Below are 26,314 nucleotides of genomic sequence, written 5' to 3'. Positions count from 1 at the left end.
GCAGCCATGTTCGATGTCTTCACTATCGTCCACAACAACTGGGAACTGCTGCTCATCGGCCAGTACCCGAACGGTCCTCTGGGTGGGCTGGTCAACACCTTGATTCTGTCAGCGCTGGCGCTGGTGATCGCCTTTCCGCTGAGCATTCTGCTGGCCATGGCGCGCATCTCGCCGTTTCGCGCCTTGCGTTATCCGGCCTTCGTGTGGGTGTACGTGCTGCGGGGTATTCCGCTGTTGCTGGTGGTGTTCTGGACCTACTTCCTGGTGCCGGTGCTGATCGGCCACAACATCAGCGCCTTCACTACCATGCTGTGCACCCTGGTGATCTACCAGAGCGCCTACCTCAGCGAGATCGTGCGCGGTGGTATCCAGGCCTTGCCCAACGGCCAGTACGAAGCCGCCCGAGCGCTGGGCATGGGCTACTGGCGCGCGATGACCTGGGTGATCCTGCCGCAGGCGCTGTACAACGCCTTGCCGAGCCTGATCAGTCAGTTTGTGTCGATCATCAAGGAAACCACCCTGGGCTACATCATCAACCTGCAGGAGCTGACGTTCTCGGCCAACCAGGTCAACAACCAGCTGCTGACCAAGCCGTTTCAGGTCTATTTCATTCTGGCGGTGACCTATTTCGTCATCTGCTACAGCCTGACCCGAGTCGCCGGCGCCGTGGAAAAACGCATCGAGCGCAAGCGCAAGGGAGACAACGGCATCGCCACGGCCGCCCAGGTCATTCCCGAACTCGTCTCCACCGATCTCTCCAGGTAACCGCCATGCAACCGATGATCACCTTTGCCAATATCGACAAGTGGTACGGCGAGTACCGCGCCCTGACCACCATCAACGCCGAGATCACCAAAGGCGAAGTGGTGGTGGTCTGCGGGCCTTCGGGCTCGGGCAAGTCCACGCTGATTCGCACGGTCAATCGCCTCGAAGGCATTCAGGGTGGGCAGATTCTGTTCGAGGGCCATGACATCCATGGCACCGACGCCAACGTCAATCGTCTGCGCAGTCGTATCGGTTTCGTGTTCCAGAGCTTCAATCTGTTCCCGCATCTGTCGGTGCTCGACAACGTGATTCTGTCGCCCACCAAGGTCAAGGGCATCAAGGGCTCGGCGGCCAGGAAGCAGGCCATGGAGCTGCTCGATCGCGTGGGCATGGCGCACAAGGCGGGTGCCTATCCGGGCCAGTTGTCCGGTGGTCAGCAGCAGCGCGTGGCCATCGCCCGTGCCCTGGCCATGGAGCCGCCGGTGATGCTGTTCGATGAGCCCACCAGCGCCCTGGACCCGGAGATGGTCGGCGAAGTGCTCAGCGTCATGCGCGGCCTGGCCAAGGAGGGCATGACCATGATGTGCGTTACCCACGAGATGAATTTCGCCCGTGAAGTGGCCGACACCATCTGGTTCATGGACGCCGGGCAGATTCTCGAAAAGGCCACGCCCGAGGTGTTCTTCACTCAGCCCGCGCACCCGCGGGCGCAACGTTTCATCAGCGATCTTCGTTCTCATTGAGGCGCCACCAGAGCCGCCCATGGACTTTGCGCGGGGCTTCCCGCGCGCTCAGCCTGCCGCCCAACCAACACACTTTTCGAGGATGGATGCATGCGTATCAAATCGGCCTGTCTGGCCCTGATGTTCACTCCCGTAATGGCCATGACCGCGCACGCTGATCAGTGGGCCGATGTGCAGGCCAAGCAGACCTTGAGCTGTGGGGTCTATTCCGACGTGCCGCCGTTTTCCTCGCCGAGCCCCACCACCCGCGCGCTCGAAGGCATGGATGTGGACTTGTGCGACAGCCTGGCCAAGCACCTGGGGGTGAAGGTCGAGCTCAAGCCGCTGTCGGGTGAAGCCCGGGTGCCGGAAGTGAAGATGGGCCGCGTCGACGTGGTCATTGCCAACCTGGCGTACACCAAGACTCGCGCCCAGCAGATCCAGTTCAGCGACCCCTACTACGTCGCCAAAGAGATGCTGGTGGTGAAAAAGCCGCTGGCTGACCAGCCGCGCTCGTACTTCGAAGGCAAGCGCATCAGCGCCACTAAGGGCTCGACCTCCGAACAGTCGATCCGCATGGCCAAAGCGACCCCGGTGACCTTCCAGGACACTGGCTCGGCGTATCTCGCCGTGCAGCAGAACAAGGTGCTGGGCGTGGTGACCAACGCCATGTCGGCCACCAAACTGGTGAGCCAGGCCGCAGCCGGCGGTGTCGAGTTGGGCATCGTCAAGGAGCCGATGGCGCTGGAGCCTGTGAGCGTGGGCATGCGCCTGGACGAGCCGGCCATGCTGGCCAAGGTCAACGACGCGCTGATGGCCATGGAGAACGCTGGCGAGATCGATCAGATCTGGGCCAAGTGGATCGGCCCGAACACCGAATACAAGATGGTGCGTGAAGAGAAGGTGCAGAAGCTCAGCGCGTTGAAGTTCGAACCGCTGGAGTAATGGCTGGCAGGTTTCCTCTATTGAGTCCACGGAGCTTCGAAGATGAAAAGAATGATGGCGGTTGCGGCCTTGTTGGTCGCGGGTAACGCGATGGCGGCCGAGGACATGTGTTCTCTGCAGCTGCAAAAACTCACCGATCAGACGACGATCACCAAGCCGGCGGCCACCAACGGGCCGTCGCCCGAGGTCAACAAGCTGATCGCCGAGGCCAAGGCGTTCAAGGCCAAGGGCGATCTGGACAACTGTGCTCGTACGGGGCAGAAGGCCTTGACGTTGATCAAGCAGACCAATGGTGGGTCGGCTACTCAGTAAGGCTGAATATCGGTGGCTTGGGGGGGGGCTTCGAAAAAAGCTTTTCGCAGGCACTCGAATCTTGGCCGGGACTTTGCTGCGGGCCTGTGTGGCGCGCCCCTCCAGCAGGCCGCATCGGGCCATGGATGATCCCCGAGCGTGATGATGGCCGCCGGCGTGCCACCTCTTCAGGTGCCGGAGCGCGGCCACCCTGCGCCTAGGCGAAGGGTCAATGGGCAGGGCGAGCCGCATAGGCCCACAGCAAAAGACCACACCTCAATCCTCGAGCAGTTCAGCGCTATCCGCTTACAGGCGTTGTTTGGTGCCTGCCTGGGTCCATCCATTTCTGTTATGTCTCCACAGCAAAGCTCTATTGGAGGCTGCGAGCGGTTTGCTTTTATGCTTTTTCCCAGTGCCAACACTCGCCATCCCGACCTCGCCACCACGAAGACCGACGCCAATGCCTGCTATTGCTGATCGCTTGAACAACGTAACCGTTTCCGCCTCTGTGGCCATGACCCAGAAAGCCCGCGACCTCGCGGCCCAGGGCATCAAGGTCATCAGCCTGTCGACCGGCGAGCCGGATTTCCCTACCCCCGAGCACGCCATCGAGGCCGCCTACGCCGCCGCGCGGGCCGGTGACACCAAATACCCGCCCATCGATGGCACCCCAGCCTTGCGCGCGGCCATCCAGCGCAAGTTCAAGCGCGACAACAACCTCGACTACGAGATTGCGCAGATCATCACCGCCGGCGGCGGCAAACAGATCATCTTCAACGCCATGCTCGCCACCATCAACGCCGGCGATGAAGTGCTGATCCCGACCCCGGCCTGGATCAGCTACGCCGACATCGCCAAGTTCGCAGGGGCCGTGCCGATACCGGTCAATTGCTCCCAGGCCAACCAGTTCAAGCTTAGCCCCGAAGACCTGGAAGCAGCCATCACCCCCAAGACCAAATGGCTGCTGCTCAACTACCCGAGCAACCCTACCGGTTCGGCCTGCTCGCGCGCCGAAATGGCCGCCATCGCCGAGGTGATGCTGCGCCACCCGCACGTGTGGATCATGACCGACGACATGTACGAGCATCTGATCTACGACGACTTCGAGTTCTGCACCATCGGCGACGTCGAGCCGCGTTTGCTCGACCGCGTGCTGACCGTCAACGGCGTGTCCAAGGCCTACGCCATGACCGGCTGGCGCATGGGCTTCTGCGGTGGTCCGAGCGACTTGATCAAGGCCATGAGCAACGTCAATACGCAGAACAGCGGCGGTATCTGCACCCTTACTCAGGCGGCGGCCATCGCCGTGCTCGACGGCCCGCAGGACCTGCTCAAGGAGCGCGCGGCCATCTATCAACAGCGTCGCGATTTCGTGCTCGGATGCCTGGCCAATATCGAAGGCCTGCAGTGCCACAAGCCGGAAGGGGCGTTCTATCTGTTCCCCAACATTGCCGAACTGATCGGCAAGACCTCCCGTGGCGGGCGCCTGATCAGCAACGACACCGACTTCGTCATGGCGCTGATGGAAGAGCACCACGTTACCACCGTGCAAGGCGCGGCCTATGGCATGAGTCCGTACTTCCGTCTGTCCTACGCCACCAGCTTGCAAGTGCTCAGCGAAGGCTGCGATCGCATCGCGGCGTTCTGCGCCGGGCTCAAGTAATCAGGCGGCAATGAACAAGGCCAGCGCACTGCGCTGGCCTTTTTTTGCTGCGTGTCTTGCTGGCTCGATTCACTGCTGGGCGAACGCCCCAATCAGCCTGCGGATGTCGGCGAAGTAACCGTCCAGGGCGTGCTCGGCTGCCAGGGCATCTGCAGTATCGGCCTTGACCAGGCGGATCTTGCTGCCGATGGCGGCTTGGCCCAGGCGCCACAGGTCCACCTCGATCACCCCGGCGATCTTCGGGTAACCACCGGCAGTATTGGCGTCGCTCATCTGGATGATCGGCTCGCCGGCGGGTGGCACCTGGATGATGCCGGGGACCAGACCGTAGGAGCGCATCTCGACCACGGTTTGCGGCTGAATGGCGGGGCCCGAGAGCCGGTAGCCGGTACGGTTGCTTTGCGCCGAGATCTTCCAGCTTTGCGTCCAGAAGCGCTCGGCGTCGGCCGTGAACAGCGGGTACTCGCCAGCGGGTATCGCGCGCAGCAACAGAGCGCCGTCTTCCGCCACCGGGAAGTGCTCGGGCAGGGCGGCGCTTGGCGGGGTCACCCCAATGCCGCCCACCGGCAACTGCGGCAACGGTGTGTCGAGCACTGTGAGGGTGTCGCCGAGCGTCAGGCTGCGGCCCTCCAACCCACCGAAGTTGCCGCGCAACGAGGTGCTGCGCGAGCCCATCAACAGCGGTACGTCGATGCCGCCGTTGACACACAGATAGCCCCGCGCCGCGCCCTTGGGAAAGTTGAGCTCGAGCTCTTGGCCGGCCTGGACGGTGATCGCCCACCAAGGCAGCAGCGGCTTGCCATCCAGGCGCGCCTTGCAGTCGGCGCCGGTCAGGGCGATGGCCAAGGGGCGGGTGAAGCGCACCTTGAAGGGGAAGGTCTGCACCTCGATGGCGGCACTGTTGGCGTCGTTGCCCAGCAGCAGATTGCCGACCCGCAGGGCGACGCTGTCCATGGCGCCGGCCGAGGCCACGCCGATGTTGCGATGACCGCGGCGTCCGAGGTCCTGCACGGTATTGAGGGGGCCGCTGGCGATGATCTCTATCACAGTTCGATCCTTTCGGGCAGGAAGCGCACGGTGTCTCCCGGCGCGAGGGTGGCGGGGACGCTGGCATAGGGGTCGAACATCGGCATGTCGGCGAAACCCAGAGCGTTCCAGCCGTTGGGACCGTCGAGCACCGACAGGCCCGACTGCATACCGCCGATGGTGACCATGCCCTTGAGCATGTTCAGTGATGGCACCCTCTTGCGGGGCATATAGATGCTCGGGTCGAGCCCGCCCAGATAACCGAAGCCGGGGGCGCTGGCAATGGCGAAAACGGTATAGGTCACGCGGTGATGACGGCGGATCACCTCGGCGGCCGGCAAGCCGGAGAAGTCGCAGATCGCCGCCAGATCGATGGCGTGCTCGCCGCCATAGCAGGTCGGGATCTCGATCAGGCGGCCAGGGCGATCAAGCTCCTGCGCCTGCAGCCAAGCGTGCTGCAATTCATCGATCACCGCCTGCGGGTCGACCGGGGTACGTTCGAGCACCACCAGCAGATTGGTCATTCCCGGTACCAGCTCTTCGACCAGCGCGTGGTCGTGCAGGGCATTGCTCAACGCCCAAATGCGGCGCTGGGCCGGCAGATCGAAATCGCCGGGGGCATCGATCAGAAACGCACGGCTGCCGATCATCGAAATCCTGGCGGCCTGAGTGCTCAGGAGCAGCGCCGGGGCGACAGCGGCCTCGAGCGGCTGCGAACTGCTATTCATGGTGAGATTCCTGTAGCTCGGGAGGTGGAAACTTCGGTACGCCGTCCAGGCCGCTGCATAGGGGATTCATGGTTTGCTGCTCGATGGCGCGGGCATCAATTGCACGGTGGGTAAACCGCGCAGCACCAGCACGGCGATCGCCGCCAGCAGCGCACACAATCCCAGCCCGGTGGCCATCGCCTGGATCAGCGCGTGACGGCCCAGCGTCAGCAATTGTGGGGTCAACTCGCTGGAGCCATGGCTGAGCACCTGCGGGTCGGCCAGCAGCATCAGGGCGTGGCGCTGGCCCGCCTCGGTCAAGTGCTGACCGAGGCGCCAGGCATACAGCACATTGATCAGCGCGCCCATACAAGCTGTGCCGAGCAAGCCGCCCACCAGACGCAGCGATTGCTGCAGCGCGGTGGCGATGCCCAGGTACTGTCGGTCCGCCAGCGTCTGGGTGAACACCGACAGGTTGAGAAAGATGAAACCCAGCCCCAGGCCCGCCAGCAGGATCAAACCCAGTAGCGTGTTGAAGCCGGCATCGGCGCCCACCAACGCCAGACCGAGGCAGGCACCGGCCAGGGACACGAAACCGCCCAGAGGCAACAGATTGGGGTTGTGCAGGCGGGTCATCACGCGGCTGTTGACGATCGCTCCCAAGGTGATGCTCAACGCCAGCGGGGTAATCAGCACGCCGGCCTGTTGTGGCGAATAGCCGTAGCCGCCTTGCAACAGCAATGGCAGGTAGAACAGCAAGGTGAACATTACCGCGCCTGCCAGCAGTGCCAGGACGAACAGCACGCGCATGCTGTGGTCGGCGAACAGCGCCTTGGGCAGCAGCGCGGCCGGGCTGCGGCGTTCATGAAACCACAGGGCGACAAATGCGCTGAGGCTGAGCAGGCCGAGGACTGTGCAGATCAGTGCGCCGGAATGCCCAAGCCATTCGACGAACAACTGCAACGCGCCCAGTGCCAGCGCGATCAAACCGGCACCGAGCCAATCCATGCGGATCACCTTGCCGGCCGCCGGGCGGTACCACGGCAGGTGCCGCCAGGCAAAAAACAGTGCCAGCGCGCCCAACGGCAGGTTGAGCCAGAACACCGAGCGCCAGCCCAGGTGCGCGGTCATGAACCCGCCCAGGCCCGGGCCGATGGCGTTGACCACACTGAACAGTGCACTGAGCAGCATCTGCCAGCGCAGGCGCTGACGGGTATCGGGGAAGAGTTCCGGCACGCAGGCGAAGGCGGTACCCACCAGCATGCCGCCGCCAATGCCCTGCAACGCGCGCCCGGCCACCAGCGTCACCATGCCATCGGCCAGGGCGCATAGCAGCGAGGCAAACATGAAGATCAGCGTCGCGGCGATGACGAAGGGTTTGCGGCCGTAGTAGTCCCCCAGGCGCCCGAAGATCGGGATGGTGACGATCGAGGCCAGCAGGTAACCGGTGGCCACCCAGGCATACAGCTCGAAGCCGTTCAGCTCGGTGACGATGGTCGGCAGCGCGTTGCCGATCACCGTCTGGTCCAGCGCCGAGAGCATCAGCACCAGCGACACGCCGAGCATGGCCAGCAGCGCCTGACGAAACGTCAGCGCGGGCTGGGCGGCGACAGTCATGAAGGGGCTCGTGGGCAGGGAGAACGGCGGGCGGGCATGGGGCAGTCCTTGGGTTGCGGTAGCCTAATTTAAGAGCTGTGGCGCCAGAGCAAAAAGACGGCTTCGTTCTGTACGGATAAGGGCGCCTTATGACGCACTTTTCGGGCGTTGCCGCACCTTGTTGGTGCGTTCTCTGCGACGGGTTTACCGTCGAAGCGATGGTCGGATTGTCGATCGACAGGCCATAGGAAAGGCTTATGAGCACGGTACTGCGCTGGTTATTGGCGGCTGGCGCGGCTCTTGCTCTACTCCTGTCATGAACCTCTCTAGAGTATGACTACGTGAATTTCCGTCGCTTGAAGTACTTCGTCAAGATCGTCGATATCGGCAGCATGACCCAGGCCGCCAACGTCCTGCACATCGCCCAGCCGGCGTTAAGTCAGCAACTGGTCACGCTGGAGACCGAGATGCAGCAGCAATTGGTCATCCGCACCAAGCGCGGCGTGACGCCCACCGAGGCAGGCAAGGTGCTGTACGGGCATGCGCAATTGATCCTGCGCCAGTGCGAGCAGGCCCAGAGCGATGTCAACGCCACTGGCCTGGAGCTGTCCGGTCAGGTGTCGGTAGGGTTGGCGCCGGGCACTGCGGCCTCGGCCTTGTCGGTGCCGCTGCTGCGCCGGGTGCGTGAGCGTCATCCGGGCATTCTGCTGTACCTCAACGAGAACTTCGGCACCACCTTGAGCGAGCTGATCATGAACGGCCGTATGGACATGGCCGTGTTGTATGGCGGCCGCGAGATCCATGGCTTGAGTTTCACCCCGCTGTTGCGCGAGCAGTTGTACCTGGTGAGCGCCGACCCGCAGTTCGCCGAGCGTCCGACCATTGCACTGGCGGAGCTGGCCGAGCTCGACCTGTTGTTGCCGCGCACCTACAACATCATGCGCCGGCTGGTGGACGACGCCTTCATGAAGATCAACCTGAGTGCGCGGGTGATCGCCGAGGTCGAATCGGCTGCCACGCTGGAGACCGCCGTGGCCGAGCAGTTCGGCTCCACGGTGCTGCCGGAGTCGGCGGCGCGGGCGATGCAGCAGCATCAGAAAGTGCACCTCAGCTGCATCGTCGAGCCGGAAATAGAAGCGCCCCTGGCCCTGTGCCTGTCCGGGCATCTGCCGCTTTCTGTGCCAGGCCAGGCGGTCAAGACCATCCTCCTGGAGATGATCGCCGAAATGCGGGAAACCTTGTCTTCGACCCGACGTTGACGCCGCGTAGCTTCAACGCTGCGCCGACGAAGCGCTCAACATCTCGATCATCTGAAAATCGAAATCCTCCTCCAGATACTCCATGCGCCGTTGCGCGAACTCGGCCATGTGCGGCAGCGCTGCGTGCACATCCAGGTGGGCCTTGCTGGCCCAGATTTCGTAGAACATGAACAGGGTCGGGTCTTGCTTGTCGCGCAGCATGTGGTACTCGATGCAGCCGGGCTCCTGGCGGCTGGGCTCGACGAATGCGGCGAACAGCGCCTCGAAGGCGTCGGATTTTTCTGGGCGGGTCTTGGCTTTGACGATGAATCCGTAGTGCTCGCTCATGCTTGCCTCCAATGGGTGTGGGCTGCAGTTTATGGCAATAATGTTCATGTATTCGTGCTTTTGGCGCAAATGTAATTTGCCGCGCCCTTGGTTAATCCCTGGAGGCTGAATCGATAAGCTGGGTTCATTCATTTCGATGGCCGATACCTTCGGTCCCATCTTCCAGCTAGACGAGGCTCCCATGAAAAAGATTCTGTTGCTCAACGGCGGCAAGCAATTCGCCCACTCCGCCGGCCGCTACAACACCACCCTGCACGACGCTGCCGTGGCCCATCTGGACCATAAGGGCTTCGATGTGCAGACCACGTTCATCGACGGTGGCTACGACATCGGCGCCGAGGTGCAAAAGTACCTGTGGGCCGACGTGATCATCTATCAGATGCCCGGCTGGTGGATGGGCGCGCCCTGGACGGTGAAGAAGTACATCGACGAAGTCTTCACCGAGGGCCACGGCAGCCTGTACGCCAACGACGGCCGTACCCGCTCGGACGCGTCGCAGAAGTACGGCAGCGGTGGCTTGATCCAGGGCAAGCAGTACATGATCGCTGCCACCTGGAACGCGCCGCAGCAGGCATTCGACGACCCGAGCGACTTCTTCGAAGGCAAGGGTGTGGACGCGGTGTACTTCCCGTTCCACAAGGCCAATGAGTTCCTCGGCCTGAGCGCGCTGCCGACCTTTCTCAGCGTGGACGTGATGAAAGTGCCGAACATCGAGGCCGATGTGGCGCGCTATGTGGCGCACCTGGACAAGGTACTGGGCTGAGCCAGGTTGCCCAACCGCGCCTGAAGCTCTAAGGTCGTCGCGTATCCCCTTCAGTGGACTCCACGTGAAAGCCCGATCCGACGAACTTCAGGTGTTTATCGCGGTGATCGACTGCGGCTCGATCTCCGCTGCGGCCGAGCAGTCAGGGCAGACGCCCTCGGCCATCAGCCGCACTTTGGCGCGCCTCGAAAGCAAACTCGACACCACCCTCATCAACCGCACCACGCGGCGCATGGTGTTGACCGAGGAGGGGCGGTATTTCTACGAGCACGCCAAGCAGATTCTCGAGCAGATGGAGGCACTGGAGGAGCGTCTGGCGCTGCGCCATCAAACGCCATCCGGGCGCTTGCGGGTCAACGCTGCAGCGCCGTTCATGTGGCACGCGATGGTGCCGTACATGGCGGAATTTCGCGCGCGCTATCCGGATATCGTGCTGGAACTCAACACCAACGATCTGATCATCGACCTGCTCGAGCAGAGCACCGACATCGCCATCCGCATCGGCGTGCTGGCCGATTCGACTTTGCATGCGCGGTCGCTGGGCAGCAGTGCGTTGAGCATTCTCGCCAGCCCGCAGTACCTCGCCGAGCACGGGACGCCGACCCGGGTCGAGGACCTGGCCAGGCACTCGTTGCTGGGCTTCACCCAGACCGAAACGCTGAACCATTGGCCGTTGCGGCACGGGGAAGGGGATCGCTGGCTGATCCAGCCGACGTTGACGGCGTCCAGTGGCGAGACGCTGCGCCAGTTGGCGATCGCCGGGCACGGCATCACCTGTCTGTCGCACTTCATGACCCACGAAGACGTGGCCGCCGGGCGCCTGGTGGAGGTGCTGAGCGAGGCCACCAGCGGCTACCGCCAACCGATCCATGCGGTGTACTACCGCAATTCACAGCTGGCGCTGCGGATCCAGTGTTTCCTGGACTTCATGCAGGAGAAGCTCGAGCGTTACGCCCGCTGACTGTTGTGCCGGCCGTGCGGGCCTCTTCGCGAGCAAGCTCTGCTCCCACAGGTGTGCGACGGTATTACCGGCAACGCTGTGGGAGCAAGGCTGTTGTGCCGGCCGTGCGGGCCTCTTCGCGAGCAAGCTCTGCTCCTACAGGTGTGCGACGGTATTACTGCCACCGGTGTGGGAGCAAGGCTGCCTGCGAAGAGGCCGGCAAGCCTGGCGCCGATGTAATTGATCACACCCGGAAATGGCTGACCATCATCTGCAACTGATTACCCAGTCGCGCCAGCTCGACGCTGGAGGCGGCGGTTTCTTCGCTGGCGCTGGCGGTCTGTTCGGACACATCGCGCACGTTGACCACGCTGCGGCTGATCTCGTCCGCCACAGCCGTCTGCTGTTCTGCCGCGGCGGCGATCTGCTGGTTCATCGACTGGATGTTCGAGACCGTGCGGGTGATGCTTTCCAGCGAACCGCCGGCCCGACGCGTCAGCTCGACGCTGCTGTCGGTCAGGGTCTGGCTGTTGCGCATCACCGCGGCCACTTGCTGGGTGCCGGCTTGCAACCCAGCCACCAGGCCTTCGATCTCTTCGGTGGATTTTTGCGTGCGCTGCGCCAGGCCGCGCACTTCGTCGGCCACCACGGCAAATCCACGCCCGGCCTCACCCGCGCGAGCAGCTTCGATCGCGGCGTTGAGGGCCAGCAGGTTGGTCTGCTCGGCAACGGTCTTGATCACGTCCATCACGCTGCCGATCTTGTCGCTTTCTTTCTGCAACTGGGTCATGGCATCGGTGGAGCGGCGCATCTCGGCGGCCAGGCCCTCGATCTGCGCGATGGCCTCGCCCACCACCCTGTCACCAGCGCGCGCTTCGCCATCGGCCTGGGTCGCGGCTTCGGAGGCGAGCTGGGCGTTGCGGGCGACGTCCTGCACGGTGGCGGTCATTTCGTGCATGGCGGTGGCGACCTGATCGGTCTCGACTTTCTGGCTGTTGACCCCGGCGCTGGTCTGCTCGGTCACGGCGGACAGCTCCTCGGCGGCGCTGGCGATCTGGGTGACCCCGTCACGGATGCCGGCGATCAGGTTGCGCAGGGTTTCGCCCATGTGCGCGATGCCTTGCTGCATCACGCCCAGTTCGTCGCGGCGGGTGACGGCGGCGGTGTGGGTCAGGTCGCCGGCGGCGATCCGCTCGACGGCCGCGAGGGTTTCCTGCAGCGGCTTGGTGATCTGCCCGGTGATGATGACGGCGGCCAGCAGCCCCACCAGCAGCGCGGCGATGCCCGCGCAAATTTCCAGCAACTGCGAAGTGCCGCTTTCGGCATCGCGGCGGGTGGTTTGCAGCTTGACCATGTCCTCGCTGGTCTTGACCACAGCGGCACCGGTCTTGCCCATGTCCTCGCGGGCCTGATTGACGTTGGCGTTGGCAGTGCGGAAGCTTTCCAGCGCCTGGCCGTAGACGTTGAAGGCGGTGAGCAGTTGCTGGATGCGGGCGGCTTGATCGGGCAGGGCGCTGGTCAGGCCACTGACAGTGGTCACAGCAGTCGCCAGTTGCTTGAAGGCGGCCTGCTCGGATTTTTCACTGGTGGTGCCGGTATAGCCGCGGGCCTCGTAGCGCACGAGGATGAGTTGCTCCTTGATGGCATTGGCGGCCGCGAGCTGCTGCGTATCACCGGTGGCGGCTGTGTCGGCGTTGATCTGCGCGACGATGTCAATGGCGCCCTTGGCGGCAGTCGTCATGGCCTGGCGGGCGGTTGCGGTGGCATCGTAGGCGTCGCGCAATTTGCGCATGCCCTGGCTGTATTGCGCCAGCTGCGCGGCCTGGTCCTGCAGCATGCGGGCGTTTTCAGGCGTAGTGAATGACTTTTGCAGCCCCTGCACCTGCGTGACGAGGGCGTCGATCTGACTCTGCACCTGCGCGCCCAGCGCGGTGTCTTCACCCCCGGCGCCGCTCATCATGTAGTTGTAGCGGTTGATGCGCGCGACAGTGAGGTTGTTGTTGAGCGATGCGATGTCGGCCATGCGATCGCCTCGGAAGATCGCCTGGTTCAGGCTGTTCCAGCCGATCAGGCCAAGGATGACGGTGAGCAGCAGAACCAGACCGAAGCCCAGACTCAATTTGGCGCGTACGCTGATATTGCCGAACCAGTGACTCATGGTGTTTCTCCAGGAACAAAGCATCCGTGTGGTTGTTCGCTGGAAGGTCTTGTTGTGGTTGTCAGCCGAGCGAGCAGTCTAGACAAGGCTTATCGGCGGCATTCGCCAGAGCTGAAACATATAGATGAATTTTTTCCGGAATAAACGACGCTAAACAATGGCTAGCAAAACGCAGGCGAAAAAAAACGGCGCAGGCTGGGCTGCGCCGTTGTTCGGATCAGACTACCGCAGCGCTATCAGGCGATCGGCAGCGAGCTCCATTCGCCATTGACCAGGCGCTGCAGGCCCAGCGGGTTGGCGTTTTGCAGAGCCGGCGGCAGCAGCGCGTCCGGGTAGTTCTGGTAGCAGATCGGGCGCAGGTAGCGATCGATGGCCAGGGTGCCGACCGAGGTGCCACGCGAATCCGAGGTCGCCGGGAACGGGCCGCCGTGGACCATGGCGTCCGACACTTCGACACCGGTCGGGTAGCCGTTGACCAGGATGCGGCCGACTTTCTGCTCCAGCACCGGCACCAGCCAGTTGTAGGCTTGCAGGTCGTCCAGTTCGCCGATCAGGGTGGCGGTCAGTTGGCCACGCAGGGCCAGCAGGGCGTCCTTGAGTTGCGCGTCGTCAGCGACTTCGATCACCAGCGTGGTCGGGCCGAAGACTTCTTCCTGCAGCAGCGGGTCACCGCTGAGCAGCACGCTCACGTCTGCTTTGAACAGCTGCGCCTGGGCCTGCTTGCCCTCTTGTGGCTTGCCGGCCAGGTGGGTCACACCTGGGTGCGAGAGCAGGTGCTGTACGCCTTTTTCGTAGCTGCGCAGGCCGCCCGCGTTGAGCATGGTCTGCGGGTTCTGGTTGTCGAACTGGCCTTGCAGCTGCTCGAGGAACTGGCTGAATTCCGGCGAGCTGATACCGATGACCACACCCGGGTTGGTGCAGAACTGACCGGCACCCATGACCACCGAAGCGGCCAGTTCGCTGGCGATGGTTTCGCTGCGTACTTTCAGGGCCTGAGGCAGGATGACCACCGGGTTGATGCTCGACATCTCGGCGAACACCGGGATCGGGGTCGGGCGCTCGGCGGCCATTTTGCACAGTGCGGTACCGCCACCCAGCGAACCGGTGAAGCCTACGGCCTGAATGGCCGGGTGCTTGACCAGGGTCTCGCCGACGCCGCTGCCGAAGATCATGCTGAACACGCCTTTAGGCATGCCGGTCTTTTCGGCGGCGCGGATGATGGCGCTGGCGACCAGGTCGGCGGTGGCCATGTGGCCGCTGTGGGCCTTGACGATCACCGGGCAGCCAGCGGCCAGTGCCGAAGCGGTATCGCCCCCGGCGGTGGAGAAGGCCAGCGGGAAGTTGCTGGCGCCGAACACGGCGACCGGGCCCACGCCGATGCGTGCCTGACGCAGGTCGACACGTGGCAGCGGCTTGCGCTCAGGCAATGGCAGGTCGATACGGGCACCGAGGTAGTCCCCGCGACGCAGGATCTTGGCGAACAGACGCATCTGGCCACTGGTACGGCCGCGCTCGCCTTGGATACGACCGGCTGGCAGGGCAGTTTCCTGGCAGACGATGGCCACGAAGTCGTCGCCCAGGGCGTCGAGTTCGTCAGCGATGGCGTCCAGGAACTCGGCGCGACGGGTCGGGCTCAGTTGACGGAATTCCGGGAAGACGGCTTCAGCGGCCTTGGCGGCAGTGTCGACCTCGGCTTCGGTCGCCTGATAGAAGGTAAACGGCAGGGGCTCGCCGGTCGAAGCGTCGATGCTTTTGAGTTTTGGCTCGCCGCTGGCGCTGCGGGCGCCGGCGATGAAATTTTGACCGAGAACGTCAGGCATTGTTGTCTCCTTGTCCTGTTAGCGGGGGTGATCCGGAGCTTACCGGATCAAGGCCTCAAGTGGAGTGGATCGACAGCGTCGAGTTCCACAGCTTGGGAAATGCAGTGTTGACTGACATCATACAACTTGAAAAACCGCCTCACAAGGGTAAAGGGCGGCGCGGGGATTGTAGACCGCTGGCGGCCCGTTCGTTGAACCGCGGGGCGAGTGGTGTGTCGGTATTTGGACATTTACGGCGTTTCATATCTGAGAGCGTCAACGAACTGGCAAAGTGCCACGTCTTTTAGGTAAAGTCCGACCATTCAGACGCAGTCCCAGGTGGGGCCTGCGCTTCAGGGCTGCGAAGCCGAGACGATCCAGTCATGAATGCCATTACCTCCACCGCCGTGCCGCTGCTGATCTGCGACGACTCGAACATGGCGCGCAAACAATTGCTGCGCGCCTTGCCCGAGCAATGGGCCGTCTCGGTCACCCAGGCGACCAATGGCCTGCAAGGGCTGGAGGCGATCCGTCGAGGGCTGGGCCAGGTCGTGCTGCTGGACCTCACCATGCCGGAAATGGACGGCTATGAAGTGCTCGCCGCCATGCGCGCCGAAGGCCTGCGCGCACGGGTGATCGTGGTCTCGGGTGACGTTCAGGACGAAGCCGTGCGCCGCGTGCTGGCGCTGGGCGCCACCGCCTTTCTGAAAAAACCCGCCGATCCGGCCGAGCTGAAAAAGGTCCTCGACCGCTGTGGCCTGCTGAACCAGCCAGCCGACACCCTGAGCGTGCCGATCCCGGTGCCGGCACGCCCGGCCAGCGACGGGCGCATCAGCTTTCAGGACGCCTTCCGCGAAACCGTCAACGTCGCCATGGGCCGCGCGGCCGCGTTGCTGGCGCGCGTTCTGGGGGTGTTCGTGCAGTTGCCTTTGCCCAACGTCAACATCCTCGAAGTGGGCGAGTTGCACATGGCCCTCGCCGACGCCCAGAGCGGCGACAGCCTCACCGCCATCTGTCAGGGCTATATCGGCGCCGGTATCGCCGGCGAGGCGTTGTTGATGTTCCACGACAGCGATCTGGGCGACATGGCGCGGCTGATGCGGCGGCCCTGTCGCGACGACTGCAACATGGAGATGCTGCTCGACCTGTCATCGATCCTGATCGGCGCCTGCCTGAGCGGCATCGCCGAACAGATCGACGTGGTGTTCTCGCAAAGCCACCCGCAGATCCTCGGCCAGCACAAGGTGATCGACGACCTGATCAAGGTCAATCAGGCGCGCTGGAAGAAGACCCTCGCCGTTGAAATCAGCTACAGCCTCGAAGGCCACAACATTCACTTCGACCTGTTGCTGCTGTTCACCGAAGACTCCCTCGAGCGCCTTGAAGGCAAGCTCGACTACCTGATGAACTGAGCCCGATGAACACCTCGATCGAACTGACCGAACTGCACTGGTTGCTGGCCATCACCCAAAGTATCGATGTGGGGGTGGTGGTGTTCGACCGCGAGCATCAGGTCAAGGTGTGGAACACCTTCATGGAGAACCGCTCCGGGGTGCAGCCCAAGGATGCCGTGGATCGCTCGTTCTTCGAGTTGTTTCCCGAGGTCGACCGCGAGTGGTTCAGCAAGAAGGCCGACAACGTCGCCACCCTCGGCACACCGTCGTTCACCATCTGGGAGCAGCGCCCGTACCTGGTGCACTTCGACAACTACCAGCCGATCACCGGGCAGGAGGCGTTCATGTACCAGAACACCACCCTGTTGCCGTTGCGCTCACCCAACAACAAGGTCGAGCACCTGTGCCTGGTGATCTATGACGTCACCGATGTGGCCACCAACCGCCGCCAATTGCTGTCGGCCAACGATCAGCTGCAAAAGCTCTCCAGCACCGACCGCCTGACCAACCTGTACAACCGCGGGCACTGGGAGGAGAGCCTCAAGCTGGAGTTCGCCCGGCACCTGCGCTATGGCCATAACGCCTCGTTGATCATGTTCGACATCGACCACTTCAAGCGCGTCAACGATACCTACGGCCACCCGGGCGGCGACAAGGTCATCCAGTGCGTGGCCGATATCGTGCGCGATCACATCCGCGATTCCGACCTGTGCGGGCGTTACGGCGGGGAAGAATTCGCCATTCTGCTGCCCGATACCGACAAGGCCGGGGCGCTCATTTTGGCCGAGCGCTTGCGCCAGGCCATAGAAGACGTCAACGTCGTGCACGAAGGCCAGGTGATCCGCTTCACCGTCAGCCTCGGCGTGGCCGACCTCGCGCAATCGGCCAGCGATCACAAAGAGCTGATCGAATGGGCCGACCAGGCGTTGTATGCGTCGAAAAAAGCGGGGCGCAATCAGGTGACGGTACGTAGCTGATTGCCATCATTTAATAATCCCCAATGGATTTATTCCCTTGCCCCACGGTCGGATGGTTTGAGCCGGCGTGCCCGTCGCACGCCTTGGCTACCTTGCCCGAGCCGACTATTCCAGGTGATAGCCCTTGACCGTTGACCCCTTAGTTCTGAACCCTGTCCCTTCGCCTTTGCACAAGGTGGCCACCGGCATCGCCGGATTCGACGAAATCACCCTGGGCGGCTTGCCGGCCGGGCGACCGTCGCTGATCTGCGGCGCCGCTGGATGTGGCAAGACGCTGTTCGGGGTGACCTTCCTGGTGCGCGGCGCTGTCGATCATGACGAGCCGGGCGTGTTCATGAGCTTCGAAGAGCGGCCCCATGACCTGGTCGACAACGTCGCCTCGTTGGGTTACGACCTGCAAGGCCTGATCGATCAGAAAAAGATCACCATCGATCATGTGCATATCGATCGCAGCGAAATCGAAGAAACTGGCGAATACGACCTCGAAGGCCTGTTCGTGCGCCTTGGTTACGCCATCGACACCATCGGCGCCAAGCGCGTGGTGCTCGATACCATCGAAGCGCTGTTCGCCAGCTTCACCGACACGGCGATCCTGCGCGCCGAGCTGCGCCGGCTGTTCTACTGGCTCAAGGAGCGCGGCGTCACCGCCATCATTACCGGCGAGCGTGGCAACGGCCAACTGACCCGTTATGGCATCGAGGAATATGTCTCCGATTGCGTGATCCTGCTCGACAACCGGGTGGTCGAGCAGATCACCACCCGGCGGCTGCGGGTCATCAAATACCGCGGCTCGTCCCACGGCACCAACGAATACCCGTTCTTCATCGACGAACACGGCATCACGGTGTTGCCGATCACGGCGGCTGGGCTCAACCATGATGCGCCGCAGCAGATTGTCCCCAGCGGCGTCAGCGGCCTCGACCGGATGCTCGCCAAGGGCGGCTTCTACCGAGGCTCCAGCGTGCTGGTCTCGGGCCTGGCCGGCACCGGCAAGACCACCTTCGGCGCCAGTTTCGTCGACGCGTGCGCCAAACGCGGCGAGCGCTGCCTGCTGTTTTCCTTTGAAGAGTCGCAAAGCCAGTTGGTGCGCAACCTCGAATCGGTGGGCCTGAACCTCAAGCCCTACATCGACAGCGGCCTGCTGCGCGTCGAGTCGGCGCGCCCCAGCCTCTATGGTCTGGAAGTGCACCTGGCGCGCATGTACCGGGAGATTCTGGATTTCAAGCCACACGCCGTGGTGGTCGACCCAATTTCGGCGTTCCGCGGGCCGGAATCGGAAGTGCATGCCACCCTGCTGCGCCTGGTCGACCTGCTCAAGGAGCACAACATCACCGCCATCTTCACCAGCCTGTCCGACGCCAAGGCCCGCGCCCATGGCCTGGACCGCGAAGTGTCGTCGTTGATGGACGTGTGGTTGTCCCTCGGCACGGTCGAGGCCGACGGTGAGCACAACCGCTTGCTATACGTGCTCAAGGCCCGCGGCATGGGCCACTCCAACCAGGTGCGCGAATACCACATCGACCACGAGGGCATCTCGCTGGTGCGCCCTTACATCGGCCCCCACGGCGTGCTCACCGGTTCGGCGCGGCTCAATCAGGAAGCGCGCGAACATCGCGAGGCCGACGTGCGCAAGCAACTGGTCGAGCAGCGCCGCCGCGAGAAGGAAAAGAACCGCGCCTTGCTCGAACGCAAGATCGCCGAAATGCGTGAAGCGCTGGAATCCGAAGAGCTGGAAGAGAACGCCTTGCTGGATGACGAGTCGCGCCAGTTGATCTCTGATGACGACGTCCGTCAGCGCCTGGCGCTGGCACGTGGAGCAGTGGAATGAGCGACGCTACCGTGCTACCGATCGATCCCGATGGCGTCGGGGTCGATGGGCATTATTCACTGCGCCTCTACGTCGCCGGGCAAACCCCCAAGTCGGTCACGGCCCTGCGCAATCTCAAGCGCATCTGCGAGGAGTACCTGGCGGGCGCCTACACCATTGAAGTCATCGACCTGCTCGTGACCCCGCAGTTGGCGGCGGGCGATCAGATCCTCGCCTTGCCCACGCTGGTCCGGCACCTGCCCACCCCTTTGGTGAAAATCATCGGCGACCTCTCCAACACCGACAAGGTGCTGGTGGGGCTGGATATCCGCAAAGAGTCCAAAGCGTGAGCGACTTCGCGGATGCCCCCCTGACGGCGCCCAGTGGCGACGAGGCATTCTGCGTTTTGCGGCTTTATGTATCGGGCAACAGCCCGCGCTCGACCCGAGCGATCCACAATCTGCGGCTGGTGTGCGATCGCTATCTGCGTGATCGATACAGCCTTGAAGTCATCGACATCTACCATAATCCGTCCGCCGCCAAGGACGCCCAGATCATCGCCGTGCCGACGCTGATCAAGTTGCTGCCCGGACCGCGGCGGCTGCTGATCGGCGATCTGTCGGACGGCATCAAACTGCGCCAGGCACTGGATATCGTCGAGGAGGGCGAAGCATGATCGAGCGTGAGCCGGGGTTGAGCGATGCGCAGTACATCGAGCAGCTTGCGGAAAAACTGCGCGAGGCCGATGACACATTGGAGGCCATTCGCACCGGCGCCGTCGATGCCCTGTGCATCGATGACGGCGAAGGCGTCAACGTCTACACCCTCGAAAGCGCCGACCGCCCCTATCGCACGCTGGTCGAGCAGATGCAGGAAGGCGCCGTGTCGATGTCGCCCGAGGGCGTGGTGCTGTACGGCAACGAACGCCTGGGGCAGATCCTGCAGCGGCCGCTGGAGCATGTGGTCGGCCAGGCGTTTCGCGATAGCGTGGCGGCAATCGATCAGCCGCGTTTCGATGCTTTTTTGCAGGCCAGTTCCGCTGAGGCGATGCGCGCCGAATTCAATCTGCTCACGCCGACGGGTGTGGCAGTGCCGGTGTATCTGTCATTCCGCGGCCTGAACCAGGAATTCCCCGGTACTCCGATCGTCTGCGGTGTAGTCACCGATCTCACCGAGCAACGGGCCATGGAAGCGCGCCTCAGCCAGGCGCAGAAAATGGAAGCCGTGGGCCAGCTCACCGGCGGCCTGGCCCATGACTTCAACAACCTGCTGCAGGGCATCAAGGGTAGCCTGGACTTGATCCTGCGTCGCAGCGATTCGCCACGGGTCGGCCACTGGGCCGAAGCCGGGCTCAAGGCCGCCGACCGTGGCGCCAAGCTGACCGCGCAGTTGCTGGCGTTTTCCCGCTCGCAGAAGCTCGAGCTCAAGCCGCTGGTGATCAACGAAGTGATCGGCGACATGACCGACCTGCTGGTACGCACCCTGGGCGCCGGCATCCGTATTCGCCTCGACCTGGAGCCGGCGCAGCACTATGTGTTGAGCGATCCGACCCAGCTCGAACTGGCGATCCTCAACCTCGGCATCAACGCCCGTGACGCCATGCCGGCCGGCGGCGAGCTGTCGATTAGCACCCACTACGTGCCGGGCACGGCGCTGGTGCCGGACGCCATGCAGGTGTGCATCGCCGACACCGGCAGCGGCATGAGCGACGAGGTGCGCCTGAACGCCTTCAACCCGTTCTTCACCACTAAGGACATCGGCGCCGGCACCGGTCTGGGCCTGGCTCAGGTGCAGAGCATCGTCGAGCAATCCCATGGTCGGGTGCATATCCAATCGGTGCTGGGCGAGGGCACCCGCGTGTACCTGACGATGCCGTGCACGCACCTGCGCACCCTCAAGGTCGAGACGGCGGTGCCCTCCTCCGACGGCCATGCCGCGCCGGGCAAGCGCATCCTGTTGATCGACGACGATCACGAAGTGCGCCGGGTGATCATCGACATGCTCGAAGTGCTCGGCCATGAGGTGCACGAGTCCGACAACGGCTTCGACGGCCTGCAGCGGCTGGATCTGATCCTGCCCGATGTGCTGCTGCTGGACTTCGCCATGCCGCACCTCAACGGCGCCGAAGTCGCCACCGCCGTGCGTCAGAAACACCGGCACCTGCCGATCATCTTCGTCAGTGGCTTTTCCGACTCCGAACAGCTCGAAGCCGCTGTCGGGCCGGGCGTCGCGGTGTTGCGCAAGCCCTTCACCATCGAAGAGCTGGGCAGCATGATCGAGGCGGGCGGGCGCTAGTCCAGCCTGCCCGCTGGTCGTGCCATGCATTGCCCTGCGCGCCGGGGTGTTCTATAGAGGGGAAGTCAATCTATGGAGCGGAGCGCCAGCATGTCCAAGATCAACGCCAAACTCGCGAGCGCGCCGCAGGCCTCTGTGCCTCTATCCGACCCCGCCCTCAGCAAGATGGAATGGGAAGGCCGCCAGGTCGACTGGCTGTTGCAGTGGTTCGTGCGCGTAGCCAGTCAGGCCAATCTGGAAGTCGGCATCACCTTGTCGGTGCGTGGGCATCTGGTGTCCGGGCTGCTTATATCGCCCCAGACCTATTTCACCCTGCTGGCCGAACAGTTCGCCAAACCCTTCGCCGATGCCGGCAGCAGTGATGCCGAGAGCATCCGCGCGCTGGTGCGGGGTTTCGATGAATCACCGAGCAAGGAAGAGGACCCGGCGGCGCAGTACATTCATGTGCGCGATGCGCGGGTGTACGCGGGGCCTCAAGGGCCGGTGTCGGCGGTCGGGATGCTGTGGCGAGGCAAGGTGGCGGCGGTGGATGGGTTTTCGTTAGGGCACTTTCAAGGGGGGTGAGCGGTGGGCACTGGCTTCGAAATGCTTAGGGCTGCTTCATTTTTGTTAGGAAATGGTTTTTTTGCTTCAAAATTGTTAGCTGAGGCCGAAAGCGTATGATTTTTGGCCCGTGCGGATGGAGTGCGGGCGCGCGCGTCCGTTACCCGATGCGCGCGCCCGGTGCGTGTCCGTTTACTTCGCTGATTGATGCAGGGCTAACGTACGGATCAGCCCTAGCGTGCCTTGTACATCCCACAACACGTTGCTCACCTGGGCTTGCGACAAACGCTCGGCGTCGGCGGGCAGGCGCAAGTGCAGCATGAGCATGTCGAGCACGGCTTCGGCTCGGGTGCAGGCGGCGGTGATGGCATCAGTGGGGTGGCCGGTCCGGCCGGTGGGAATGGTGAACAGGGTTTCGGGGAGTTCGTGTGCGAAGGATTTATTGGTCATTGGAAGTTATCCATAGTGAGTGATGGTCCTGCCACCGGCCTTCTCACTGACTTGGGTGGCAGCTGTACACGGGGTGAGAATACCGGGCTCCATAGACCATCGACCCGGCCACGCCGAGGCGTGCCCGTGCACAGCCGCCATAACGAGGCTGAATGTGCTTTGCAGTCGATAGAGTTTCGGGTTCTCACGCCCGGCCGCTCATTTGGCAGCGGCGCGAGCGAGGTTAGTCCGAGGCCCCATCAGGCACAACAGCTGCGCACATCTTGAAACACATCGTGGCAGGATCGCCGTCTGCCCGCTAGCATTGACCTCCCATTCCCACCGGATGACCGCCCCTTGACCCTTCACATCCGCCCGGCGCAGCTCAGCGATGCGCCGCAGATTCTTGCTTTCATCACCGAACTGGCCGAATACGAGCGCGCCCGCCACGAAGTCATCGCCAGCGTCGAAGACATCCAGCGTTCGCTCTTCGGCGAAGGCGCCACCGCCCACGGTTTGATCTGCCTGCAGGACGACAAGCCCATCGGTTTCGCCGTGTACTTCTTCAGCTACTCCACCTGGCTGGGCCGCAATGGTGTGTATCTCGAAGATCTCTACGTCAGCCCCGAATCCCGTGGCAGCGGCGCTGGCAAGGCGTTGCTCAAGCAACTCGCCCGCGAAGCCGTCGCCAAGGATTGCGGCCGCGTGGAGTGGAGCGTGCTGGACTGGAACGAACCGGCTATTCAATTCTATAAATCCATCGGCGCCGTGGCGCAGGACGAGTGGGTGCGGTATCGGATGGAAGGGGAGGGGCTGCGGCGGTTTGCCGAGAGCTGAGTCGTTCGCTTCTACATGCTTTGCCTTCACTCAACAGTAAGTTACAGTAAGTGTAACTTACTGTTGAGTTGCTTCCATGGCTAGCCATGATCCTGCCCAGCCGATGCGGCGCCTGCTCCAGCATCTAGCAAAGCTGGCCAGCCCTGAGCGATACCTGTTCACGCCTGATGACCTGCGGGCACTAGTGCCTGACTTATCCGACGGCGCTTATCGCACCCTGCTGGCGCGCATCGCTGCAGAGGGGCCGCTGACTCGTCTGTGCAGAGGCCTTTATCTATTCGAGCCTGCCGCGCCAAACAACGGCCTGCTCCTGTTCCATGCTGCGGCCCGATTGCGAGCCAGGCAGTTCAACTACATCAGCCTCGAAACGGCGCTCAGCGATTACGGCATCATCTCGCAGATCCCCATCAGTTGGATTACGTTGATGTCTTCGGGTCGCAGCAGCCGCATCCCTTGTGGACGATGGGGCACGATCGAGTTCGTCCACACTCGGCAGAAGCCCGCAGATTTGCAAAACCACGTGAGCTATGACGCACGGTGTCGACTCTGGCGCGCCACCGTGCCGCAGGCTCTTCGAGACATGCGTGCGGCAAAGCGCGATCTGGATCTGATCGATTGGAGTATCGCGGATGAGTTTGTTTGATCAATTGGTAGATGATGCGCTGAACAATCAGCAGGCGCTGGCGCCGTTGCGTGTCGTGGTCGAGAAAGAGCTGCTCCATCACGACATCATGCTGGCGTTGAGTTCCGCAGGAATGCTGGCTCAGCTGACATTTATCGGAGGCACCTGCCTTAGGGCTTGCTACGGTTCCAACCGGTTGAGCGAGGATCTGGATTTTACCGGCGGAGCCAATTTCAACCGGGAAAGTCTGATGGATCTTGCGCAAGTGCTGGTGGAACAGCTTAAGGGCAAATACGGACTTGAGGTGGAGGTAAGCGCTCCCGTCCGGGATATCGGCAACGTCGATACCTGGAAACTCAAAGTGCAGACGCGGCCCGGCCGGCGAGATCTGCCCGCCCAACGTATCAACATTGATGTGTGTTCGATTCCCAGCTACATGCCTCAGCCTATGTTGCTGCTCAACCTGTACGGCGTCGATATGGGGACCAGCGGCCTGATACTGCAGGCTCAGGCGCGGGAGGAGATTTACGTCGACAAGATCGTGGCCTTTGCATTGCGTCCTAATCGAATCAAGAATCGCGACCTATGGGATCTGCTGTGGCTACGACAGCAGGGTGTGAAGCCGACGATGGCACTGCTGACAAAAAAGCTGGCGGATCATCGCTGCGAGCCTCAGGATTTTCTTGCGCTGTTCAAGTCACGAACGGTTTTGCTCGAAGCCGATGCTTCGGTTGCGGTGGGCTTTCGCAAGGAGATGAGCCGATTTCTGCCAATCGACATTGTCGCGCAAACTGTCAATGAACCTGCTTTCTGGACCGTGTTGGTGGGGCACATCAAGGGCTTGGCCGTCTTGTGTGAAAGGACGCTGGATGGTGATACTGACGAGCAGGCCTTCAAGATGTAAAAAAATGTCAAATAGGTCCTGACTCAACAGAAAGTTACACAAAATGTGATTTTCTGTTGAGTGTTCTTCCATAGATCATCCTTACGGTCGAGCGACGATTTCTCTCGCAAACACCTGTTTCTGGGCTCTCAGGCACCGTATTGGGTCCCCTGCATCACCCCACCCCGTGACCCGCCGGTTTCCTAAGCGTCTATACCCGTGTTCAAATTGTAATGTTCAAGCCACCCGTGGCTCTCGGCATACTGAAAGAGGAAGGGCTCCCATGATCATCAAACCGCGCGTTCGCGGCTTCGTCTGCGTGACGACACACCCCGTCGGCTGTGAAGTCAACGTCAAACACCAGATCGACTACGTCAAGCGCGAAGGCGCCATCGCCGATGGCCCGAAGAACGTTCTGGTGATCGGTGCCTCCACCGGCTACGGCCTGGCAGCGCGCATCACTGCGGCCTTCGGCTGCGGCGCGAGCACCCTGGGCGTGTTCTTCGAGCGTGAAAGCGCCGAGGGCAAGACCGGCACCGCGGGTTTCCACAACAGCGCCGCGTTCCACAAATTCGCCGAGGCCGAAGGCCTGTACGCCAAGAGCATCAATGGCGACGCCTTCTCGGACGAGATCAAGCGCAAGACCATCGACGTGATCAAGCAGGACCTGGGCAAGATCGACCTGGTGGTCTACAGCCTGGCTGCGCCGCGCCGCACCCACCCCAAGACCGGCGAAGTGTTCAGCTCGACCCTCAAGCCGATCGGCAAGGCCTTCACCCAGCGTGGCCTGGACACCGACAAGGTGGTGGTCAAGGACTTCACCCTCGAAGCCGCGACCGAAGAAGAGATCGCCGGCACCGTGGCCGTGATGGGCGGTGAAGACTGGCAGATGTGGATCGATGCCTTGGACGAAGCCGGCGTGCTGGCCGACGGCGCCAAGACCACCGCCTTCACCTATCTGGGCGAGAAGATCACCCACGACATCTACTGGAACGGTTCCATTGGCGCGGCCAAGAAGGACCTGGACAGCAAGGTCATCAGCATCCGCGAAAAACTCGCTGCCCATGGCGGCGACGCGCGCGTCTCGGTGCTCAAGGCTGTGGTCACTCAGGCCAGCTCCGCCATCCCGGTGATGCCGCTGTACCTCTCGCTGCTGTTCAAGGTGATGAAGGAAAAGGGCACCCACGAAGGTTGTATCGAGCAGGTCTACGGCCTGTACAAGGACAGCTTGTACAATCCCAAGCCGATCCTCGATGAAGAAGGCCGCCTGCGCGCCGACTACAAAGAGCTGCAACCCGACGTACAGGCTGAAGTCTCGGCGCTGTGGGAAAAAGTCGACAACGACAACATCGACGAACTGACCGACTTCGCCGGTTACAAGACCGAGTTCCTGCGCCTGTTCGGCTTTGAAGTCGAAGGCGTCGACTACGACGCCGATGTCGAGCCCCACGTGGTCATCAAGAACCTGGTGTAACCGCTGGACTCACCCCGCGCGCAATGTGCGGGGTGAATGTAGGTGGTAGATATACAAGGCCGCTGCCTGTCTGGCAGCGGTCACCCTCTGCA

Annotated in this window: 26 protein-coding genes; 19 read left to right on the top strand and 7 right to left on the bottom strand. The window is 62.6% G+C overall.

Going from position 1 to position 26,314, the window contains the following annotated elements:
* Window positions 1-6 precede the first annotated feature (6 nt).
* The 5 genes from AC3WJP_RS16620 (at window position 7) to AC3WJP_RS16600 (ending at window position 4,386) form a co-directional block, all read left to right on the top strand.
* Window positions 7-765 carry an amino acid ABC transporter permease gene (locus AC3WJP_RS16620; protein ID WP_493723766.1) on the top strand — a complete coding sequence of 253 codons (759 nt, stop codon included), beginning with the start codon at window positions 7-9 and terminating at the stop codon, window positions 763-765.
* Between the two features lie 14 nt (window positions 766-779).
* Window positions 780-1,508 carry an amino acid ABC transporter ATP-binding protein gene (locus AC3WJP_RS16615; protein ID WP_493723796.1) on the top strand — a complete coding sequence of 243 codons (729 nt, stop codon included), beginning with the start codon at window positions 780-782 and terminating at the stop codon, window positions 1,506-1,508.
* A gap of 90 nt (window positions 1,509-1,598) precedes the next feature.
* The gene (locus AC3WJP_RS16610) at window positions 1,599-2,432 is read left to right on the top strand and encodes a transporter substrate-binding domain-containing protein (protein WP_493723767.1); all 834 of its coding nucleotides are present in this window, start codon (window positions 1,599-1,601) and stop codon (window positions 2,430-2,432) included.
* 42 nt (window positions 2,433-2,474) lie between these two features.
* A complete protein-coding gene (locus AC3WJP_RS16605) occupies window positions 2,475-2,744 on the top strand; it encodes a PA2433 domain-containing protein (RefSeq protein WP_493723768.1) in 270 nt (89 codons plus the stop codon).
* Window positions 2,745-3,183: 439 nt separating this feature from the next.
* Window positions 3,184-4,386, top strand: a complete 1,203-nt coding sequence (locus AC3WJP_RS16600; protein ID WP_493723769.1) for a pyridoxal phosphate-dependent aminotransferase — start codon at window positions 3,184-3,186, stop codon at window positions 4,384-4,386.
* Between the two features lie 69 nt (window positions 4,387-4,455).
* Here the strand turns inward: AC3WJP_RS16600 and AC3WJP_RS16595 are convergent, their stop codons facing one another.
* From AC3WJP_RS16595 to AC3WJP_RS16585, 3 genes are all read right to left on the bottom strand, one after another.
* On the bottom strand, window positions 4,456-5,433 hold the full coding sequence (locus AC3WJP_RS16595) for a 5-oxoprolinase subunit C family protein (RefSeq protein ID WP_493723770.1): 978 nt from the start codon (window positions 5,431-5,433) through the stop codon (window positions 4,456-4,458).
* The gene (gene pxpB, locus AC3WJP_RS16590; protein ID WP_493723771.1) at window positions 5,430-6,140 is read right to left on the bottom strand and encodes a 5-oxoprolinase subunit PxpB; all 711 of its coding nucleotides are present in this window, start codon (window positions 6,138-6,140) and stop codon (window positions 5,430-5,432) included. Before pxpB ends, AC3WJP_RS16595 begins: the two co-directional genes overlap by 4 nt.
* A gap of 66 nt (window positions 6,141-6,206) precedes the next feature.
* The gene (locus AC3WJP_RS16585) at window positions 6,207-7,736 is read right to left on the bottom strand and encodes an MFS transporter (RefSeq protein WP_493723772.1); all 1,530 of its coding nucleotides are present in this window, start codon (window positions 7,734-7,736) and stop codon (window positions 6,207-6,209) included.
* Between the two features lie 320 nt (window positions 7,737-8,056).
* On the opposite strand from AC3WJP_RS16585, the gene nac reads away from it, so the two are divergent.
* On the top strand, window positions 8,057-8,974 hold the full coding sequence (nac, locus tag AC3WJP_RS16580) for a nitrogen assimilation transcriptional regulator NAC (RefSeq protein ID WP_493723773.1): 918 nt from the start codon (window positions 8,057-8,059) through the stop codon (window positions 8,972-8,974).
* Between the two features lie 12 nt (window positions 8,975-8,986).
* Here nac and AC3WJP_RS16575 read toward each other — a convergent pair whose 3' ends face one another.
* A complete protein-coding gene (locus AC3WJP_RS16575) occupies window positions 8,987-9,301 on the bottom strand; it encodes a putative quinol monooxygenase (protein ID WP_493723774.1) in 315 nt (104 codons plus the stop codon).
* 181 nt (window positions 9,302-9,482) lie between these two features.
* Here AC3WJP_RS16575 and mdaB point away from each other — a divergent pair, with 181 nt between their 5' ends.
* Both mdaB and AC3WJP_RS16565 read left to right on the top strand, forming a co-directional pair.
* The gene (mdaB, locus tag AC3WJP_RS16570; RefSeq protein ID WP_493723775.1) at window positions 9,483-10,064 is read left to right on the top strand and encodes an NADPH:quinone oxidoreductase MdaB; all 582 of its coding nucleotides are present in this window, start codon (window positions 9,483-9,485) and stop codon (window positions 10,062-10,064) included.
* Between the two features lie 64 nt (window positions 10,065-10,128).
* Window positions 10,129-11,025 carry a LysR substrate-binding domain-containing protein gene (locus AC3WJP_RS16565; RefSeq protein WP_493723776.1) on the top strand — a complete coding sequence of 299 codons (897 nt, stop codon included), beginning with the start codon at window positions 10,129-10,131 and terminating at the stop codon, window positions 11,023-11,025.
* 223 nt (window positions 11,026-11,248) lie between these two features.
* On the opposite strand, the gene AC3WJP_RS16560 is transcribed toward AC3WJP_RS16565, so the two are convergent.
* Both AC3WJP_RS16560 and AC3WJP_RS16555 read right to left on the bottom strand, forming a co-directional pair.
* Entirely contained in the window at window positions 11,249-13,162 is a 1,914-nt protein-coding gene (locus tag AC3WJP_RS16560; RefSeq protein ID WP_493723777.1) for a HAMP domain-containing methyl-accepting chemotaxis protein, read from the bottom strand.
* A 236-nt stretch (window positions 13,163-13,398) separates the two neighbouring features.
* A complete protein-coding gene (locus AC3WJP_RS16555; RefSeq protein ID WP_493723778.1) occupies window positions 13,399-14,982 on the bottom strand; it encodes an aldehyde dehydrogenase (NADP(+)) in 1,584 nt (527 codons plus the stop codon).
* A gap of 362 nt (window positions 14,983-15,344) precedes the next feature.
* Here AC3WJP_RS16555 and AC3WJP_RS16550 point away from each other — a divergent pair, with 362 nt between their 5' ends.
* From AC3WJP_RS16550 to gvpU, 7 genes are all read left to right on the top strand, one after another.
* Entirely contained in the window at window positions 15,345-16,373 is a 1,029-nt protein-coding gene (locus AC3WJP_RS16550) for a response regulator (RefSeq protein ID WP_493723779.1), read from the top strand.
* A 5-nt stretch (window positions 16,374-16,378) separates the two neighbouring features.
* Complete coding sequence (locus tag AC3WJP_RS16545) at window positions 16,379-17,332, top strand: sensor domain-containing diguanylate cyclase (protein ID WP_493723780.1); 954 nt, start codon at window positions 16,379-16,381, stop codon at window positions 17,330-17,332.
* 124 nt (window positions 17,333-17,456) lie between these two features.
* A complete protein-coding gene (kaiC, locus tag AC3WJP_RS16540) occupies window positions 17,457-19,160 on the top strand; it encodes a circadian clock protein KaiC (RefSeq protein WP_493723781.1) in 1,704 nt (567 codons plus the stop codon).
* Window positions 19,157-19,489, top strand: a complete 333-nt coding sequence (locus tag AC3WJP_RS16535; protein WP_493723782.1) for a circadian clock KaiB family protein — start codon at window positions 19,157-19,159, stop codon at window positions 19,487-19,489. The genes kaiC and AC3WJP_RS16535 overlap by 4 nt, the downstream gene beginning before the upstream one ends.
* Window positions 19,486-19,815, top strand: coding sequence for a circadian clock KaiB family protein (locus tag AC3WJP_RS16530; RefSeq protein WP_493723783.1), 330 nt, complete (start codon window positions 19,486-19,488; stop codon window positions 19,813-19,815). The genes AC3WJP_RS16535 and AC3WJP_RS16530 overlap by 4 nt, the downstream gene beginning before the upstream one ends.
* Window positions 19,812-21,434: a response regulator gene (locus tag AC3WJP_RS16525; protein ID WP_493723784.1), complete on the top strand. Its 1,623-nt coding sequence runs from the start codon at window positions 19,812-19,814 to the stop codon at window positions 21,432-21,434. The genes AC3WJP_RS16530 and AC3WJP_RS16525 overlap by 4 nt, the downstream gene beginning before the upstream one ends.
* 90 nt (window positions 21,435-21,524) lie before the next feature.
* Window positions 21,525-21,998, top strand: coding sequence for a gas vesicle accessory protein GvpU (gene gvpU, locus AC3WJP_RS16520; protein ID WP_493723785.1), 474 nt, complete (start codon window positions 21,525-21,527; stop codon window positions 21,996-21,998).
* Between the two features lie 171 nt (window positions 21,999-22,169).
* Here the strand turns inward: gvpU and AC3WJP_RS16515 are convergent, their stop codons facing one another.
* Window positions 22,170-22,427, bottom strand: a complete 258-nt coding sequence (locus tag AC3WJP_RS16515; RefSeq protein ID WP_493723786.1) for a hypothetical protein — start codon at window positions 22,425-22,427, stop codon at window positions 22,170-22,172.
* A gap of 336 nt (window positions 22,428-22,763) precedes the next feature.
* Between AC3WJP_RS16515 and AC3WJP_RS16510 the strand changes: the two genes are divergently transcribed.
* From AC3WJP_RS16510 to fabV, 4 genes are all read left to right on the top strand, one after another.
* Window positions 22,764-23,243, top strand: coding sequence for a GNAT family N-acetyltransferase (locus AC3WJP_RS16510; RefSeq protein WP_493723787.1), 480 nt, complete (start codon window positions 22,764-22,766; stop codon window positions 23,241-23,243).
* A 76-nt stretch (window positions 23,244-23,319) separates the two neighbouring features.
* Window positions 23,320-23,886: a type IV toxin-antitoxin system AbiEi family antitoxin gene (gene abiEi, locus AC3WJP_RS16505; RefSeq protein ID WP_493723788.1), complete on the top strand. Its 567-nt coding sequence runs from the start codon at window positions 23,320-23,322 to the stop codon at window positions 23,884-23,886.
* A complete protein-coding gene (locus AC3WJP_RS16500) occupies window positions 23,873-24,769 on the top strand; it encodes a nucleotidyl transferase AbiEii/AbiGii toxin family protein (RefSeq protein ID WP_493723789.1) in 897 nt (298 codons plus the stop codon). The genes abiEi and AC3WJP_RS16500 overlap by 14 nt, the downstream gene beginning before the upstream one ends.
* A 262-nt stretch (window positions 24,770-25,031) precedes the next feature.
* Window positions 25,032-26,222 carry an enoyl-ACP reductase FabV gene (gene fabV, locus AC3WJP_RS16495; protein ID WP_493723790.1) on the top strand — a complete coding sequence of 397 codons (1,191 nt, stop codon included), beginning with the start codon at window positions 25,032-25,034 and terminating at the stop codon, window positions 26,220-26,222.
* Window positions 26,223-26,314 lie beyond the last annotated feature (92 nt).

The organism is Pseudomonas sp. GW821-FHT01A09, from assembly GCF_058986725.1.
The sequence above is the reverse complement of the archived record's forward strand: the minus strand, read 5'-3'. Positions and strand labels throughout refer to the sequence as shown.

Excerpts from the sequence above, each read along its gene's own strand:
- AC3WJP_RS16585 (WP_493723772.1), bottom strand. The coding sequence starts at position 7,736 with ATGACTGTCGCCGCCCAGCCCGCGCTGACGTTTCGTCAGGCGCTGCTG.
- AC3WJP_RS16535 (WP_493723782.1), top strand. The coding sequence starts at position 19,157 with ATGAGCGACGCTACCGTGCTACCGATCGATCCCGATGGCGTCGGGGTC.
- AC3WJP_RS16560 (WP_493723777.1), bottom strand. The coding sequence starts at position 13,162 with ATGAGTCACTGGTTCGGCAATATCAGCGTACGCGCCAAATTGAGTCTG.
- AC3WJP_RS16515 (WP_493723786.1), bottom strand. The coding sequence starts at position 22,427 with ATGACCAATAAATCCTTCGCACACGAACTCCCCGAAACCCTGTTCACC.
- pxpB (WP_493723771.1), bottom strand. The coding sequence starts at position 6,140 with ATGAATAGCAGTTCGCAGCCGCTCGAGGCCGCTGTCGCCCCGGCGCTG.
- AC3WJP_RS16605 (WP_493723768.1), top strand. The coding sequence starts at position 2,475 with ATGAAAAGAATGATGGCGGTTGCGGCCTTGTTGGTCGCGGGTAACGCG.
- AC3WJP_RS16615 (WP_493723796.1), top strand. The coding sequence starts at position 780 with ATGATCACCTTTGCCAATATCGACAAGTGGTACGGCGAGTACCGCGCC.
- AC3WJP_RS16575 (WP_493723774.1), bottom strand. The coding sequence starts at position 9,301 with ATGAGCGAGCACTACGGATTCATCGTCAAAGCCAAGACCCGCCCAGAA.
- AC3WJP_RS16525 (WP_493723784.1), top strand. The coding sequence starts at position 19,812 with ATGATCGAGCGTGAGCCGGGGTTGAGCGATGCGCAGTACATCGAGCAG.
- AC3WJP_RS16545 (WP_493723780.1), top strand. The coding sequence starts at position 16,379 with ATGAACACCTCGATCGAACTGACCGAACTGCACTGGTTGCTGGCCATC.
- AC3WJP_RS16610 (WP_493723767.1), top strand. The coding sequence starts at position 1,599 with ATGCGTATCAAATCGGCCTGTCTGGCCCTGATGTTCACTCCCGTAATG.
- AC3WJP_RS16555 (WP_493723778.1), bottom strand. The coding sequence starts at position 14,982 with ATGCCTGACGTTCTCGGTCAAAATTTCATCGCCGGCGCCCGCAGCGCC.
- AC3WJP_RS16600 (WP_493723769.1), top strand. The coding sequence starts at position 3,184 with ATGCCTGCTATTGCTGATCGCTTGAACAACGTAACCGTTTCCGCCTCT.
- abiEi (WP_493723788.1), top strand. The coding sequence starts at position 23,320 with ATGGCTAGCCATGATCCTGCCCAGCCGATGCGGCGCCTGCTCCAGCAT.
- gvpU (WP_493723785.1), top strand. The coding sequence starts at position 21,525 with ATGTCCAAGATCAACGCCAAACTCGCGAGCGCGCCGCAGGCCTCTGTG.
- fabV (WP_493723790.1), top strand. The coding sequence starts at position 25,032 with ATGATCATCAAACCGCGCGTTCGCGGCTTCGTCTGCGTGACGACACAC.
- AC3WJP_RS16500 (WP_493723789.1), top strand. The coding sequence starts at position 23,873 with ATGAGTTTGTTTGATCAATTGGTAGATGATGCGCTGAACAATCAGCAG.
- AC3WJP_RS16550 (WP_493723779.1), top strand. The coding sequence starts at position 15,345 with ATGAATGCCATTACCTCCACCGCCGTGCCGCTGCTGATCTGCGACGAC.
- AC3WJP_RS16620 (WP_493723766.1), top strand. The coding sequence starts at position 7 with ATGTTCGATGTCTTCACTATCGTCCACAACAACTGGGAACTGCTGCTC.
- mdaB (WP_493723775.1), top strand. The coding sequence starts at position 9,483 with ATGAAAAAGATTCTGTTGCTCAACGGCGGCAAGCAATTCGCCCACTCC.